The organism is Zhongshania aliphaticivorans, from assembly GCF_902705875.1.
Taxonomy (GTDB): Bacteria; Pseudomonadota; Gammaproteobacteria; order Pseudomonadales; family Spongiibacteraceae; genus Spongiibacter; species Spongiibacter aliphaticivorans_A.
Window position 1 is genome coordinate 43,881 of the sequence record NZ_CACSIK010000001.1, and the last position, 15,179, is coordinate 59,059.

Below are 15,179 nucleotides of genomic sequence, written 5' to 3' on the forward strand. Positions count from 1 at the left end.
CACATATATTAAAAATGAGATTTTGGTGTTAGGCTTGCTCTGTTCCCAAGGCGTTGTCGAGCGGGTTTGGGTGGGGTCTAGTCTGCATGGCGCGGTCAGGCCACATAATAAGAATAGATAAAGGTTGTTGATATGAAATTGCTCTCCGTTAAATTATGGCTTATTGCCGTCTGCGTCATGCTATCGACGTTGTTACTTTCTGCCTGTGGTGGTTCTGGCGATTCTGGAGGTGGGTTAGACTCAAACCCTGTAGATACGGTGGGTGACGATACGCCCAACGATAATACCCCAGTTGTTGGCGAGGGGCAGATTCGGGTGTTATCTAATCGTTCAGATTTGATCAGTGGTGGCAATGCTTTGATAGAAGTCATTGCGGAGGATACCGCGAATTTGGACGGTGTGATTGTAACCGCTGGAGGTAGCGATATTAGTCACATATTTGCTGCGCGTAGTGATGGTCGACTCATGGGGTTGGTTGAGGGGTTGGCGCTGGGTGACAATGAAATTGTGGCTACATTAGCTGATCAGTCGGTATTAACAACAACCATTGTTAATCATCCAAATGGTGGTCCAGTCTTCTCAGGCCCGCAGGTACAGCCGTGGACATGTACCAATGACGCAGCGTTAGATGCGCAGTGTAATCAGGCTGCTGAATATAGCTTTAAATATGTGCCTGCCAATCGACTACAGGCTTTATTGACGAGCTTTGACCCAGCTAGCATGGAGCTTCCTCCGGCATTTCTGTCATACGACCCAGCTAATCCGCCAGCGGAAAGTGATATTGCTATGACTACCACCGATAATGGCGAAGAGTTGCCGTTTATTGTGAGAGTGGAGCGTGGTGTTCAAAATCGTGATCGTTATCAAATAATGACGTTGTTCCAGCCCGGTGTTGAGTGGACACCTTTTGCGCCGCAGTCACAGTGGAATGGCAAGTTATTGATTCATCATGGCGGAAATGTGGGGGTGAGCTATGGCCCCGGAAATCCACCCAATGGTGATATTAGTGGCACGGCACCCGATGGGGGTGAGTTACTTCTGGGAGACAGTATAACGGTGGCTTTAAGTCGTGGATTTTTAACCTTGTCTACCGCTCAGTCTAACCTTGGCCATAATGTAAATTTAGTGACCTCCGCAGAGTCATTAATGATGGCCAAAGAGCATATTGTTGAAACCTATGGCGAGCTGCGCTACACAATAGGCACAGGTTGTTCTGGTGGAGCAATTGCGCAGCAGCATGTGGCGAATGCGTATCCTGGTATATATCAAGGTCTTATAGTGCAGTGTTCATACCCCGATGCTTGGACAACGGCAACTCAGTTTGCAGATTACAACTTATTGAATACCTACTTTGGCAGTCGCTATCCTACTGATCCGGCTGATTTTAACCCTGATAATTTGCCGTCGTTTAATCCAAATTTTATTCCCTTTATACAATGGAGCTTGGTGTATGGACACTTGCCGCTGAATCCTATTGTGTCGGACTTGGCCTTTTTTCCATCGGCCTATCCCGATCAGGAAAATTGTTCAGGTCTGCGTGATGCGGTCCCAGTTTATAATGCCGAAACAAAGATTGATGGTTTGCGTTGCGGCATTATTGATTATATGAAAACCCAGTTTGGTACGCGTACCGAGGATGTTTGGTCGCAAAATGAGCAGATCTTGGGCTATGGGTATGGTGGTATACCGCTGGATAACATTGGCGTTCAATATGGCTTAAGCGCCTTACAGGAAGGCGCGATAACCGCAGATCAATTTTTAGATTTAAACCAAAATATTGGCGGATTCACCGTTGATGTAAGACAGCAGCCAGAGCGAATTACGGCTGACCCACTGGCGTTGAGTAATGCCTATAAGACGGGGGCCATTAATACCGCCGAACACCTGAGTAATGTTGCAATTATTGATTTACGGGGCGCGGACCCAGGTATTGCCCACGATGCTTATCACTCTTGGCAAATGCGGGCACGCTTAGAGGCTAAGCAAGGTCATTTTGATAATCATGTAATCTGGTTTGGTCAAATTCCGTTGGCGGGTGACACGGTGTATTCGTCTGAGGCCTTGGTGGTGATGGATGACTGGATGTCGGCGATTGAGGCAGATGCCAGTGAAGTGAGTTTGGCTGAAAAGGTTGTTGCTAATAAACCGGCGGCTGCCAGAGATCGCTGTTTATCAGTTCAAACTTTACTTAGTGATAATGGCCCTATTATTCCATTCACCGGTAATCTTTTATATCCAACGCCTATTGTACCGATTCCCTCTACCTTTCCATCTCCACCGCCTGAGGCTGGCGTGGTGTTTGATCAAGTGGCGAATCAGGCTTGCGGTTTAGACGCCAGCGCTTACGACAGCTCCGGCGCCTCCGCGCAATTGACAGAGCCATTGGCGGAGTTACAGCACACCTTGGTTCAAACCCGTTTTGGCACGCCGCGCACTGTGGCGGGGGACGGTATTGAAACGTGGAATAATAAATGTCAGCTGCGCCCTGTCGATCCAGTGGATTACGCCGCTAACCCATTGATCTCAGATGTAACCGCATTTGTAGAGCAGGTACGTGCTATTTTTCCTGACGGGGTTTGTGATTACAGCCAAGCTGGTGTTGGTACCCAAGCCACGCAAACGTGGCTGGAGTACGGTACTGCAGAGGGTGTTGTTATTGGTGGTCAACCGTTACCACCACCGCCGCAGGGATCTCGTACCGGCTGGGCGTCGGCACCATTTGAATTAAGCCGGTAGCAGGAAGGCCTTGCCTGAACTGTTTGTTCGGCGGGTAATCTCGTTTCGTACTTACCCGAGAGGGCAGTGTGTGATTTTCAATTAATTATTGGGGCGGGATTGAATCTTGCCTCTGAGGCCCCAATTTTATTAGGCGTACTCAAATTATTTAATAAGGTGGGGAGTTATGTTTTACGATATTACCGTAGTTCAGGCGAGCAAGATGCTTGGCAATTTAAAATCGATATTAGAAAAAGCGGCGGTGTTTGCTGAAGACAAAAAAATCGACCCTGAAGTGTTGCTTACTTCTCGTTTAGCGCCTGATCAGTTTCCTTTAGTGCGTCAAGTACAAGTGTGTTGTGATACAGCAAAACTGGGTGCGGCGCGCTTAGCCGGTAAAGCAGATAGCGCGCCCAAACATGAAGATAGCGAAACAACGCTAGAGGAATTGTATCTTCGGATTGCGGCAGTTCAGGATTATTTGGCAACGTTTACCGAGGCGGATTTTACCGACACTGCATCGCGGGTAATCAACCTGCCTTGGCGTAATGATAAGCAAATGTTGGGTAGTGCTTTTGCCATTAACTTTGTCATCCCTAACCTCTACTTTCATGTAACCACTGCCTACGCAATTTTGCGTCACAATGGTGTAGATGTAGGTAAGTTAGATTATCTTGGCGCTATTCCTTATATAGAGTAAGCGCCTCATTGGGTGTTAGCCAACATACTGCGCCATCGAGCTACGGATTGAAGACACCACCGCTCGTACGCATTGCATTCGGGAATAGTTTGGCCTGACTAGTAAGCAGATTTCTCGGCTCGGTACGGGCGCCTTAAAGTGTGTGTACTGCAGTCCGTGTTCACCTTCTTTTATAGCTAGCTCCGGAATGAGGGTAATCCCCATGCCGCTGGCAACCATATAGCGCAAGGTCTCAAGGCTGGTTGCCTGAAAGCGTGTGTCTTCTCGAGCGCCAGCGCTAAAGCAGTAATCTAACGCTTCATCACGTAGGCAGTGGCCATCTTCTAGTGTGAGTACCCACTGACCATTCAAGTCTTTTAGGGTTAATGCGTCATTCTGGGCTAGCGGGTGCTTATTGGGCGAGGCTAAAACCAAGGGCTCGTTAAATAAGGTATAGCGTTCTACCATGCCCTCCATAGTGGGAAGCCAACTTAGGATGAGTACGTCGAGTTTGCCTTCATCTAATTGCTGAAGCAGCACATCTGTTTGGTTTTCATGTAGGTAAAAATTGATATTAGGAAGCGTGGCGCCCAGCGTTGTCATGATGTGGGGCAGAAGATAAGGCGCTACTGTTGGAATCAGGCCAATGTGCAGGTCGCCACTCAGTGGGTCTGCAAGGGCTTTTGCCGCTTCTTCAAAGGCTTCTGCAGAACGTAAAACCTGTCTAGCGCGTGATAACAATTCCCTGCCAGCGGGGGTGAGCATCACTTTTTTTCGGTGGCGCTCAAAAAGCGTTAAGCCGAGCTGATCTTCCAGCTTCATAATTTGCCCACTTAAGGTGGGTTGGCTAACAAAGCAAGATTCCGCTGCGCGCCCAAAATGTTCTTCTCTCGCTACGGCATCAAGATACTGTAGGTCACGTATTTTTATCATCGCTCTACTTTTGATCGTTAAAACCTATTAATACCATAATAATGATCGATTAGATACTGTCGAAGCCCTTCCGTAATATCACTCCTGAGCTTAAGGCGAGTTGTGTTTACCTTGCCGAATTTACTACTACAACGTCAGGAGTGACATTATGTTTCCAACAATTATCAACACCAAAGTACAAGCCTTTAAAGCAACAGCCTATCACAACGGTGATTTTGTCGATGTTAGCGATGCTGATCTATTAGGCAAATGGTCGGTTGTGGTTTTCTACCCTGCTGATTTTACCTTTGTCTGCCCCACCGAACTAGGTGATATGGCTGATCACTATGCGCAGCTGCAGGAAATGGGTGTAGAAGTTTACTCTGTTTCTACCGATACCCATTTTACTCATAAAGCATGGCATGACACTTCAGACACCATTAGCAAGATCCAATTTCCAATGATTGGTGATCCAACAGGAAAAATCTCTCGCAACTTTGGCGTGATGATTGAAGAAGATGGTTTGGCGCTACGTGGCACCTTCGTTATTAACCCTGAAGGCGAAATTAAAGTCGCTGAATTGCACGATCTAGGTATTGGCCGTTCTGCAAAAGAGCTAGTGCGCAAAGTACAAGCGGCACAGTATGTTGCAGATCACGATGGTGAAGTTTGCCCAGCAGCTTGGCAGCCAGGTGAAGAAACACTGTCTCCGTCACTAGACCTTGTTGGCAAAATTTAAGCGTTAGTTGGCCCCTGCTAGGGGCCATTTTTAAAAAGAATTCAGAGTTTATGGGAGTCGTTATGTTAGATGCGAATATGAAAAAACAATTGGAGGCCTACCTCCAAAATCTTAAATCACCGGTGGAACTGGTCGCGTATCTAGATGGCCAAGACAAATCCCGTGAGCTTCAATCGTTAATGAATGATATCAGTGCGCTGTCTGATTTGGTCACCCTTGTTGAAGGTGACGACACAAGTGCACGCCGGCCAGCAATGGGCGTACGCTCTGTTGTTAACGGTACAGAAATGCGGTTTGCAGGGGTCCCGCTTGGCCATGAATTTACGTCCTTGGTATTGGCGGTGCTGCATAGCGGTGGCCACCCAATTAAAGTTGATCCAGAGCTGATTGAGCAAGTGCGTAACCTAGACGGTGAATACCGTTTTGAGACCTATATTTCATTGAGCTGCCAAACTTGCCCAGAAGTTGTACAGGCACTAAATATGATGGCGGCCATTAACCCGCAAATTAGTAATGAAATGATCGATGGCTCGATGTTTCAAGAAGAGGTCGATGAACGCAAGGTGATGGCCGTTCCCACCGTGTTTATGAATGGCCAACAGTTTTCGCAAGGGCGGATTAACCTCGCCGATATACTGAAGAAAATTGATAAAAATGCAGGCGTCAGAAGCCTTAAAAAGCTCGATGAAAAAGACGTGTTTGACATGCTTGTTGTTGGCGGTGGCCCAGCAGGAGCATCGGCAGCAATTTATTCCGCCCGAAAAGGCATACGCACAGGTGTGTTGGCCGATAAATTTGGTGGCCAGCTTTTAGATACCGTGAGTATCGAGAATTTTATTTCAGTAACCGAGACTGAAGGGCCAAAGTTAGTCGCTAATCTTGAAGCGCATGTAGGCGCTTATGATGTCGATATTATGTCTGGGCACCAGGCGTCGGCACTGTCAGTGGCAGAAGATGGCAGCATAGAAGTAAGCGTGGATGGTGGCGCGGTATTGCGCAGTCGCTCTGTATTACTGGCAACCGGTGCGCGGTGGCGTGAAATGAATGTACCAGGTGAACAGGAATACCGTGGTAAAGGTGTGGCTTACTGCCCCCACTGTGATGGGCCATTATTTAAAGGCAAATCAGTAGCTGTGATTGGTGGCGGGAATTCGGGAATTGAAGCCGCCATCGATCTTGCGGGTATTACCGGCCATGTGACGGTGTTGGAGTTTGACGACAAGCTACGTGCTGATGATGTATTGCAGCGCAAGGCACGTTCAATGGCGAACATCGACATTATTACCAGCGCTCAAACCACCGAAGTCCTTGGCGATGGTCAGCGAGTGACAGGCTTGCAGTATGTAGATCGTAAAACGAATGAATCTAAGCAGGTGTCTCTAGCCGGTATTTTTGTGCAGATTGGCCTAGTACCAAACACAGAGTTTCTTAAAGGCAGTGTCGCGCTAACCCCGCGGGGAGAAATTGAAGTGTCAGCACGTGGTGAAACCTCAATTCCGGGTGTGTTTGCCGCAGGGGATGTGACCACCTCACCGTATAAGCAAATTGTTATTGCAGTGGGTAGTGGAGCAACAGCTGCCTTGGGGGCCTTTGATTATCTAATTCGCCAGGGTGTCGACGAGACCCCAGTTAAAAATGCCGAGGAGCAAGCGGCTTAAGCCCATCCCGTTTTAAAACACCTCTTTGCCCCTTTTTAGGGGCTTTTTTGGTTTTTGAGCAGGCTGTTTAGGCCGTGCCCTGAGTGTTCGTTATGTATCGATTTACCCAAAAGCGGACACTCAGCAGTCACATAATTAACGATTGAGTCTCGGTGAGGTGGAGCCAGCCAATGAGCTGCACGGCACCTTTTGTACGGGCCAAATAATTAGTATATTTTTACGGCATCTAGATATATGCTCGTATATCCAGTGTGTAACGCTCGTTTTGTCGGCAGTCACTCGGAAAATGGAATTAAGAACAAGAACATAGGGAAATGAGGCAGTACATATGAGACCCCCCTCCAAAATTACAACTACACGAGCTCGTTTGTCGAAACGCACCTAAGTATGAACCCCTTGTTTTTCTTAAGTAAATTAATAAGTTGCGCTAGCTTTGTTGATATATCGATTTTGGCGAAACGAGCATGCGTATGATTAAAATGTTAGAAGCTCAATAAGGATGATCACCTGAATGAAGAAAATACCTTGGGGTCCAATTAGGTCATCGTTGACTAACAACTTTAGCTTCGGTGTTATTAAGGAAATTATCGGTTACACCAGTATAGATATGGCCCTTTTGGCTCACCTAGAACAAAAACCGAAAGATGGCGCATCAAAATCACAACTGCTTAGCGCTATTGATTGCCAGATTGGGCAAATGAATGCCGAGGAGTCTGGGAGTGTAGCGTCTATTTGTTGCGAGGAAGTCTTAATAAGAAAGCCTGAATTATCCAGCGAGTTAGACCGGGTATTGGCTAGAGTTGGTTGGAAGTTCTCAGGAACAACCCTTTTGCCAGTAGAAATATTTGATATTTCAGAATTAAGAGAAATCCCTGAGAAAGCTCATGAAGATATACTGAAAGCAGCAAGTAGATTAAGAGACGGTGATTTAAGTGGTTCGCTATCTGCTTCATGTGGTGCTTTGGATTCTGTTACGAGCATGATTTATGAAGAGTACGGGTTAGGTGATCCAAATAGTGCGTCTTTTCAAGAAAGAATTAATAAGTCCATTGAAGCTGTTGGGGCAAAAGAATCATTGATAAGAGAGCTTCAAGAAATTAACTGGGTAGAGTCGGATTATAAACCACTTGAAAAAAATCTTAGTGGCTCTCTAAATCAAGCGGCTTTTATTATGCAAAAGCTTAGATCGAACATGGGCGATGTACACGGAACAAAGCCTGTAGTTACGGCTTTGGTCTATGACTCAATCAAATGGTCATTGCTAATATTAAGAATCATAGTTACCCGAGGTAGCTTCTAACAAACGGCTGCACCGGACAAATTTCCGCTGTCACCTTTTGTGCAATAACACGCACAAAAGCCGCCACCATAAATTTGCTCGGTGAGCCGGGCGTTATAGCTAAAGAGAGCCATGGATTACTTAGCACTATTCAGAATGCCAACCCCAATGAAAATTACTGGGAGATCATCAAGCATCACGAATTCATTTATAAACTCAATTATTCCGATAATTGCTCCAACAAATGAACAGGTGAAAGAAGCACTAGATATTCTTGGAATGGATCATGATAGTTTCCAGTGCGTCTACTGCGGGGCTGTGGCTTCAGAGTGGGATCATTTGCGGCCTCTAGTACTAAACAAAAAACCTACAGGCTACATTTCTGAAATTCACAATCTTGTGCCTGCATGTGGAAAGTGCAATCAATCGAAAGGAAATAAGCCGTGGCAAGCTTGGATTGTGAGTTCTGCTAAACTGTCTCCAAAATCTAGGGGTGTACCTGACCTCGAACAACGCATCGAAAAGCTGAATAAATACGAGGCGTGGCTGGAGCCAACAAAAGTAGATTTTGAATCTGTTGTTGGTAAAGAAAAATGGGAGCAGCATTGGGCAAATTGGGAGTCAGTACAAAACACCATGCGTCAAGCCCAAACGCTGGCAACTGAAATAAATCAAAAAATAGCCAAAACACATGCAAAGCTATAACAAATGGCAGCTGTTCGCGGCGCTGTGCAAGGCGTTATACGTAATTTAGCTTCACGGAATGGAATGATTTATGAAAAAAATTGCATTTCAAGTTGATACAAGATTAGCCAAGCTGCTCTCGGAAAACTATAGATCGACTGAGAGAGCCCTCAAGGAGTTGGTCGATAATGCTTGGGATGCTGACGCCCCATCAGTAAATGTTTTTCTTCCTGAGCCGATGACGGATAATCCAATTACTGTGTATGACAGCGGCTGTGGAATGACAGAACAAGAATTACTGAGAGAATATTTATTTATTGCAAGTGATCGCAGAAAAAGGCGGGGGGAGCTTACAGCGGTAAAGAAGCGAAAAGTCAAAGGTAAGAAAGGCATAGGTAAATTCGCAGGCTTAATGATAGCAAACTCGATGCGATTAGAAACATGGTCCAGAGGAAAAAAGTGTGAGTTTTCAATATCTACAAAGGATTTTGAAAACGCAACTGATATCGAAGACCTTCCCATCAACCTTATAGTTGAAGATTGTGACCAAGATACTCAAGGAACCAAGATTACTTTATCAGATCTCATTCATGGGCTGGCATTTCCGAATCCTGAAAAAATGAGACAGCAATTGCTTCAAGAGTATGGTCGTGAAGAAGATTTTGATGTAATGGTTAATGACAAAGCCTTAGGTATTGATGATATACAGGGGAATTATACTGAACATAAAGCAGAACTCCCGTCTGCTGGAAGCGTGAACCTAGAGTTCACAGTATCAAGCCAAAAAGGCAAGTTGAAGCAGCCAGGAATATCTATAAGAGTTGGAGGTAAAACTGTTGGTAGTCCCGATTTCTTCGGGCTAGATCAGGAAGATGATTTTCCTCCAAAACTGTTGGAGAAAATATATGGCGAGGTAGAGGTTGATGGCTTATTTGACCACGTGACCGCTGATTGGGGAGCGCTGGTAGAAAATAGCGAGTTGTACCAAGAGGTTGCAGATTATATACGACCGATAATCAAAGACAAAGTCAAAGAAGAATATGGCCGTGAAATGAATCTTGCTCAAGCAAGATTAAAGAAAAGAATTAATGAAAGACTCGCAGAGCTTCCAGAATATAAAAGGCAATACGCAGACAAAGCAATAAAGTCAATTTTGGGTAGGTACTATGGAGAGCCAGAATCAAAGGTGGAACCTATAGTCGGAGTATTGTTAGATGCTCTTGAACGAACAGACTATCGTGCGGTATTGGATTACATACATGATGCTCAACACTCGGATATAGCTAAGCTAGCTGAAGCATTGACTGAGTTTGGTTTGGCAGAGCTGGCAATCGTAGCTGAACAAGCTAAAAGCAGATTGGAGTTCCTTGACCGGTTTGAGGAGCTTTGTAAAAGAGATGATACAGAGGAAAGCGTGGTTCACACTGCTCTTGAAAAGTGTCTGTGGATTTTTGGTATTAGTTATTCGGTGTTTAGCAGTAATAAAACATTAAAGCGTCAGGTCGAAGATTATTTAGAAAAAAAGTATACAGGTAAAAGAGCTAATAAACGTCCTGATCTTCTTCTAAATGCCAACTTTGCAAATGAATATCTTTTGATTGAGTTTAAGCGGCCAAGCCATAGCTTAAGGCACAAAGACTACCAGCAGGCTACTGCGTATCGAAATGATTTCGTACCTTATACCAATTCCGAAATGAAGGTTCTATTAGTAGGAGGGAAAAGAGGTCAAGACCTTCCGCCGCACTATAATAAAGAGCCCAATTCTGAGGTTGTTATTTTCGACGAGATTATTTCAAATGCAAGAAATCAGTTGAATTGGCTTTTAGTAGAGCTTGGTGGCGAAGCACATGCATAAAAAACGTATAACAATCACAAGCACTCGGAAAAACTACGCTTCGTTCTTCTGGTGTTGTGCGCGTTAGGGTCTTTAACCTGCCAATCTAATCCAAGCTTAGAAATACTGATAAATAAAGAATAAATTTTTTTACCAAGGGGGAATATATGAAGGCTGCATTACATTTTCTATGGATTAGCTTAATAAGCTTTCAAGCATTAGCATCGATTGAAAATATCCCTGAAGAAACGATTGAGCAATATATCGAGCTATCTGGCATTGAAGAAATGATTGACTCAATGCCAGTCCAGATTGATGCAATGATCAACCAACGGCTTCTCACCGCAGAAAATCCTGAAGTAGAAAAAGAGGTCATGCTAGTACTTACTGATGCATGGGATCCCTCTGATATAAAAGCCTCTATTAGCAACCATATTCAGAATAACTCAAATAACCGTGAGATTTCTGAATTGCTAGAGTGGAGGAGAAGCTCTTTAATTATGAAAATTACTGCAGCAGAAGCAGAATCTTCTGACCCACTTTTCCAGAATAACCTCCTCCGATACATCGCCGACCTTCAGGTATCACCTCCAACACCTGAAACTACACAAGCCATACGTCGCCTTGTAGTATCGACAGATATGGTAAGTTTGATGGTTGAAATGACCGTTCAGGTAATCAAGGCCATGATGTCAGCATTTATGACAGCTGAAAGTGAAAACGGGAGTGAAGTTACTGTTGATATAAATAAGGAGATTAATTCTATGAGGGCAATGCTAACTCCACAATTAGAACAGCAGGCTATTCTCACGTCATATTATATATATCGTAATATCTCCAATGATGAGCTTAATAGTTACTCTTCATTTTATGATTCAACGCTTGGAAAAAGAGAGCTCGCTGTAGTGTCTGAATCATTAAATGTTGCAATGTCTTTGTGGGCGGAAAAATCAGCTGTTGCCATTGTTAATAATATAGAGCGAAACAACCAGCCCTAACAAATCAAGTAAGCGAGGATGCCGCACTGGCAACTCTTTCTGGATGTGTTGCTAATGGCTGCTTTCCTGAAATAGTCCTGCCAAGTCGATTAATTCTGTAGGGCCGCTAAAGGGTGACAGAGCGGCCTAGTTTAAGAGCTAAGCTCAAGCCGTGTTCTTGCCAAGGAGGCGTTCACCTTTGTGAGTAATTCAGCTTGGGAGCGAACACGCAGCTTGGAGAACACTGCTTTAAGATGTGAGCGAATGGTACTTTCCTTGACCCCCATATTGTCTGAGATGTCTTTAACCACCATGCCTCGGGCAAGAAGGCGTGTCACGTTGGCCTCGCTTGTTGTCAGTTTAAAAAGGGTTTCTAGACCGGCGATGTCAAGGTCAATGTGAGACTCAATATGTTTAATTTGCAGCAAGATACCTAATTCCTGATCGTCAGTAGTGAGGCTTGGGAGCAGGTGGGGTTCGACGCTGATTTGATAATTTTCGGTGCGCGCATAAGTGCGAGATGCGCTGGCTTTATTCTCAATGAATTGACCGAGGCTGTGGATTAGCTGGTTTACGGTTTCTCGTAATTTATGAGATTTAAAGCTGAGTTTGCCTCCGCTGACAAGCGCAGCATCTTGGCTAAGTAATTCTTCGGCTAGTTTATTGTTTGAGACCAGTGTGCCATCGTAGCGCAGCAGGTACGCGGCACTGTCCAGTATGGTCGTGATTGCGTTAAATCCGCTTTGCAGTGATTCCAGTGCAATATGACGTTTGTAGATGGTGAGCGCATTTTGTAAATGCGGAATAAAGAGGTTTAGGGTGTCGAGTTCCGTTTGGCTGAAAGGTTTGTGTCGGTGGCCGCGTTGAATGGTGACTCTAAATGCTTGGCCAATTTTTGGATCTTCTATGTAAGCGCCGCATGCGTAGCGTATATCTAAGGGCTTGGTGTAATCGGCATAAAATTCTGAGGATAAAAAAATACGATCAGATAGCACTTCGTTGCTGTGGAAGGTAAACAGCGGTAGTTCGGCCATTTCTTTGGCCCAGACGTCAGTTTGAATGTAATGCTCACCGTATACTTGGAGCTCGTCATCACTTATATGACGAGATAGCACCATGTCGGTGGTGTGTGTTTCAATTTCCTCAAACATCAGGGTTGTAGAGCGAGAGGGAATCTCGGTTTCTAGCATGGCAAAAAAAGCCATCCATCCGTCCGCGATATGCGCGTGTCGATACAGCTCCCCAATAAGTTGAGACAATTTACCGCTGTGCATCAATTAATATGGCCTAACGTACACGCTTTTGCATCACTTCTTGTGCATCGCTAAAGCTTTTTCTACCTCATCTCCCCAATCTAGGGGATGCGAAGAACAAACTATAGCGTTAGATTACGCAACGAGCAATTCTAGTTGTGCTTGTTAAGTATTTATAAGATATATGGATGTATGACATTAAGTGCCTAGCAATCTGAGACTAGGGTGGTGGAGGGACTGACACGCTGATTAATTAGTGCTTGAAGCATGGATGCTACTTTTTCTAATGGCGGCAAAGAACAACGATTCACTGATCTACGGTGCGACACCAAGAGCAGACAAACGCTAGATATTTTAAGAAATAATCCCCCCTAAGTGTGCTTACCCAAATAGATCTTGCTGAGAGTAAGCGATGTAAGCTACGACCAGCGCCGTGGCAGCTGGTCGTCAATTTATCTAGCCCGCAATCGGCGGATGATCGTCATAATCGTCTGCGATGGGGTATATCTCGGGTTCAAAGGCTTCTCTGAAGGCATTTACTTGCTCGAGGGCCTCTTCAATATTTGCCTTGTATTTAGCGATATGAAATAAGGCGTCGCCCTCATAAACGAGGGGTAAAAATGTTCTGCCAATAACGATGCCGTCGTCACTGGCCATTATTTTTACGTCAGAATCGCTGTCGCCCAAGGGGTCAGAGATTAGAGCCAGCACATCGCCTTTTGTAACAAAGGCACCCAGCGGGACTATGGCTCTTAAGACGCCGCTACTAGTTGCGCGCAACCAGGCTGATTGCCCGGCAATCATACTGCTGCGCTTGCTTTTTTTGCTACGCGATGGCGGCAGCATACCAATGTGGCGCATGACGTTTAATATGCCGCTAACACCTGCACGTATGGCAACCTCATCAAACCTCAGCGCTTCACCGGCTTCGTAAAGCAGGACTTGAATTTGGTTGGAGCTGGCAATTTCGCGCAGGGAACCGTCTCGAGTCGACGAATGTAAAATTACCGGCGCGGCAAAGCTCTCTGCCATCGCGAGGGTGCTTTTATCTTTGATGTCGGCGCGAATTTGCGGCAGGTTGCTGCGATGTCTTGCGCCGGTGTGAAGATCTATTCCGTGGGTGCATTTCAGCACAACTTCATTGAGAAAGGTGTGGGCCATGCGTCCCGCCAGCGAGCTTTTTGGCGAGCCTGGAAATGAGCGGTTAAGGTCGCGGCCATCGGGTAGATAGCGACTGTTGTTTAAAAAGCCATGAACATTCACGATGGGGATGGTGAGTAGGGTGCCGCGTAAGGAGCGCAGGGCTTTGTGTTGTAGTAAGCGCCGGACGATTTCTACACCGTTAATCTCGTCACCATGAATCGCGGCGCTGACAAACAGTGTGGGGCCTGCTTTGCGCCCACTCACGGCTTTCACCGTCATGGATAATTCGGTGTGGGTATAAAGGTTGGCAACAGGAAGCTCTATCTGTTGACGCGTACCGGCGACGATCTCGACGCCCGCAATAGTTAGTGTTTGCATATTGGTGTTTTCAGCCTGTGCCTCGGGTCTTATTTTTATTCGGCCCGGCATTTTCTTCAATGAATTTTATGATTTCGCCAGCCACATTTTTCTTGCTGGCAGATTCTATGCCTTCAAGGCCAGGTGAGGAATTTACCTCCATGACCAATGGGCCGCGGGACGAGCGTAAAATATCAACACCGGCCACATTAAGGCCCATAATTTGCGCCGCTTTTACAGCGGTAGCGCGCTCGGCAGGTGTGAGGCGAGTAAGCTCGGCCGTGCCGCCGCGATGCAAATTAGAACGGAATTCTCCGCTAGCGGCAGTTCGCTGCATGGCGGCAACCACTTTCTTGCCAATGACTAGGCAGCGAACGTCGGCGCCGCCGGCTTCTTTAATAAATTCTTGAACGAGGAAGTCGGCTTTTAATTCACGAAACGCGTCAATCACACTTTCTGCTGCCTTGGCTGTTTCTGCCAATACCACGCCACGCCCCTGAGTGCCCTCTAGTAATTTGACGACAACCGGTGCACCGCCAACCAGTTTGATGAGCTCTTTGGTATTGTGAACATCATGGGCGAAACTGGATATTGGCATGCCGACATTTTTACGGGACAGCAATTGCAGGGCGCGCAATTTGTCTCGTGATCGTCCTAATGCAACCGATTCGGTTAGGCTGTAAGTGCCCAGCATTTCAAATTGGCGAATAACGGCTAGGCCGTAGGGAGTAATAGAGGCGCCAATGCGAGGAATAATGGCATCAAAGCCCTCTAGCTTTTCACCTTTATACCAGACCACAGGTTCTTGAGAGCTCAGCTCCATATAGCATTTGAGGGTGTCTAGTACTCGCACCTCATGGCCGCGTTCTATGCAAGCTTCAACCAATCTGCTGGTGGAATAGAGGCGTTTATTGCGTGATAGTATGGCTATTTTCATGATGAAAGTATC

The 15,179-nt window shown here is 45.8% G+C and carries 12 protein-coding genes; 8 read left to right on the forward strand and 4 right to left on the reverse strand.

The genetic code is table 11. The features are described from left to right. Positions 1 to 132: 132 nt before the first annotated feature. Complete coding sequence (locus AELLOGFF_RS00220) at positions 133 to 2,736, forward strand: DUF6351 family protein (RefSeq protein ID WP_159266772.1); 2,604 nt, start codon at positions 133 to 135, stop codon at positions 2,734 to 2,736. A 166-nt stretch (positions 2,737 to 2,902) separates the two neighbouring features. After that, on the forward strand, positions 2,903 to 3,415 hold the full coding sequence (locus AELLOGFF_RS00225; protein WP_159266773.1) for a DUF1993 domain-containing protein: 513 nt from the start codon (positions 2,903 to 2,905) through the stop codon (positions 3,413 to 3,415). Between the two features lie 15 nt (positions 3,416 to 3,430). Here AELLOGFF_RS00225 and oxyR read toward each other — a convergent pair whose 3' ends face one another. Next, positions 3,431 to 4,327, reverse strand: coding sequence for a DNA-binding transcriptional regulator OxyR (gene oxyR, locus AELLOGFF_RS00230; protein ID WP_159266774.1), 897 nt, complete (start codon positions 4,325 to 4,327; stop codon positions 3,431 to 3,433). A 148-nt stretch (positions 4,328 to 4,475) separates the two neighbouring features. Here oxyR and ahpC point away from each other — a divergent pair, with 148 nt between their 5' ends. The 6 genes from ahpC to AELLOGFF_RS00260 all read left to right on the forward strand — a co-directional run bounded on the left by ahpC (position 4,476) and on the right by AELLOGFF_RS00260 (position 11,498). Beyond that, positions 4,476 to 5,045 (forward strand): alkyl hydroperoxide reductase subunit C, encoded by a 570-nt coding sequence (gene ahpC, locus AELLOGFF_RS00235; RefSeq protein WP_159266775.1) that lies wholly within the window; start codon positions 4,476 to 4,478, stop codon positions 5,043 to 5,045. Between the two features lie 62 nt (positions 5,046 to 5,107). Next, entirely contained in the window at positions 5,108 to 6,703 is a 1,596-nt protein-coding gene (gene ahpF / locus AELLOGFF_RS00240) for an alkyl hydroperoxide reductase subunit F (RefSeq protein WP_159266776.1), read from the forward strand. A gap of 511 nt (positions 6,704 to 7,214) precedes the next feature. Then, positions 7,215 to 8,003, forward strand: a complete 789-nt coding sequence (locus AELLOGFF_RS00245) for a hypothetical protein (protein WP_159266777.1) — start codon at positions 7,215 to 7,217, stop codon at positions 8,001 to 8,003. 111 nt (positions 8,004 to 8,114) lie between these two features. Further along, positions 8,115 to 8,687, forward strand: coding sequence for an HNH endonuclease (locus tag AELLOGFF_RS00250; protein WP_200842573.1), 573 nt, complete (start codon positions 8,115 to 8,117; stop codon positions 8,685 to 8,687). Between the two features lie 70 nt (positions 8,688 to 8,757). After that, a complete protein-coding gene (locus tag AELLOGFF_RS00255; protein WP_159266778.1) occupies positions 8,758 to 10,521 on the forward strand; it encodes an ATP-binding protein in 1,764 nt (587 codons plus the stop codon). A gap of 146 nt (positions 10,522 to 10,667) precedes the next feature. Then, positions 10,668 to 11,498 (forward strand): hypothetical protein, encoded by an 831-nt coding sequence (locus AELLOGFF_RS00260; RefSeq protein ID WP_159266779.1) that lies wholly within the window; start codon positions 10,668 to 10,670, stop codon positions 11,496 to 11,498. Positions 11,499 to 11,629: 131 nt separating this feature from the next. Here the strand turns inward: AELLOGFF_RS00260 and AELLOGFF_RS00265 are convergent, their stop codons facing one another. The 3 genes from AELLOGFF_RS00265 to rimK form a co-directional block, all read right to left on the reverse strand. Beyond that, on the reverse strand, positions 11,630 to 12,682 hold the full coding sequence (locus AELLOGFF_RS00265; protein WP_159266780.1) for a helix-turn-helix transcriptional regulator: 1,053 nt from the start codon (positions 12,680 to 12,682) through the stop codon (positions 11,630 to 11,632). 504 nt (positions 12,683 to 13,186) lie between these two features. Next, a complete protein-coding gene (locus tag AELLOGFF_RS00270; RefSeq protein WP_159269219.1) occupies positions 13,187 to 14,251 on the reverse strand; it encodes a succinylglutamate desuccinylase/aspartoacylase family protein in 1,065 nt (354 codons plus the stop codon). Positions 14,252 to 14,261: 10 nt separating this feature from the next. Continuing rightward, positions 14,262 to 15,167 carry a 30S ribosomal protein S6--L-glutamate ligase gene (gene rimK / locus AELLOGFF_RS00275; protein ID WP_159266781.1) on the reverse strand — a complete coding sequence of 302 codons (906 nt, stop codon included), beginning with the start codon at positions 15,165 to 15,167 and terminating at the stop codon, positions 14,262 to 14,264. Between the last annotated feature and the right edge of the window lie 12 nt (positions 15,168 to 15,179).

Excerpts from the sequence above, each read along its gene's own strand:
- AELLOGFF_RS00220 (WP_159266772.1), top strand. The coding sequence starts at position 133 with ATGAAATTGCTCTCCGTTAAATTATGGCTTATTGCCGTCTGCGTCATG.
- AELLOGFF_RS00225 (WP_159266773.1), top strand. The coding sequence starts at position 2,903 with ATGTTTTACGATATTACCGTAGTTCAGGCGAGCAAGATGCTTGGCAAT.
- oxyR (WP_159266774.1), bottom strand. The coding sequence starts at position 4,327 with ATGATAAAAATACGTGACCTACAGTATCTTGATGCCGTAGCGAGAGAA.
- ahpC (WP_159266775.1), top strand. The coding sequence starts at position 4,476 with ATGTTTCCAACAATTATCAACACCAAAGTACAAGCCTTTAAAGCAACA.
- ahpF (WP_159266776.1), top strand. The coding sequence starts at position 5,108 with ATGTTAGATGCGAATATGAAAAAACAATTGGAGGCCTACCTCCAAAAT.
- AELLOGFF_RS00245 (WP_159266777.1), top strand. The coding sequence starts at position 7,215 with ATGAAGAAAATACCTTGGGGTCCAATTAGGTCATCGTTGACTAACAAC.
- AELLOGFF_RS00250 (WP_200842573.1), top strand. The coding sequence starts at position 8,115 with ATGGATTACTTAGCACTATTCAGAATGCCAACCCCAATGAAAATTACT.
- AELLOGFF_RS00255 (WP_159266778.1), top strand. The coding sequence starts at position 8,758 with ATGAAAAAAATTGCATTTCAAGTTGATACAAGATTAGCCAAGCTGCTC.
- AELLOGFF_RS00260 (WP_159266779.1), top strand. The coding sequence starts at position 10,668 with ATGAAGGCTGCATTACATTTTCTATGGATTAGCTTAATAAGCTTTCAA.
- AELLOGFF_RS00265 (WP_159266780.1), bottom strand. The coding sequence starts at position 12,682 with ATGGCTTTTTTTGCCATGCTAGAAACCGAGATTCCCTCTCGCTCTACA.
- AELLOGFF_RS00270 (WP_159269219.1), bottom strand. The coding sequence starts at position 14,251 with ATGCAAACACTAACTATTGCGGGCGTCGAGATCGTCGCCGGTACGCGT.
- rimK (WP_159266781.1), bottom strand. The coding sequence starts at position 15,167 with ATGAAAATAGCCATACTATCACGCAATAAACGCCTCTATTCCACCAGC.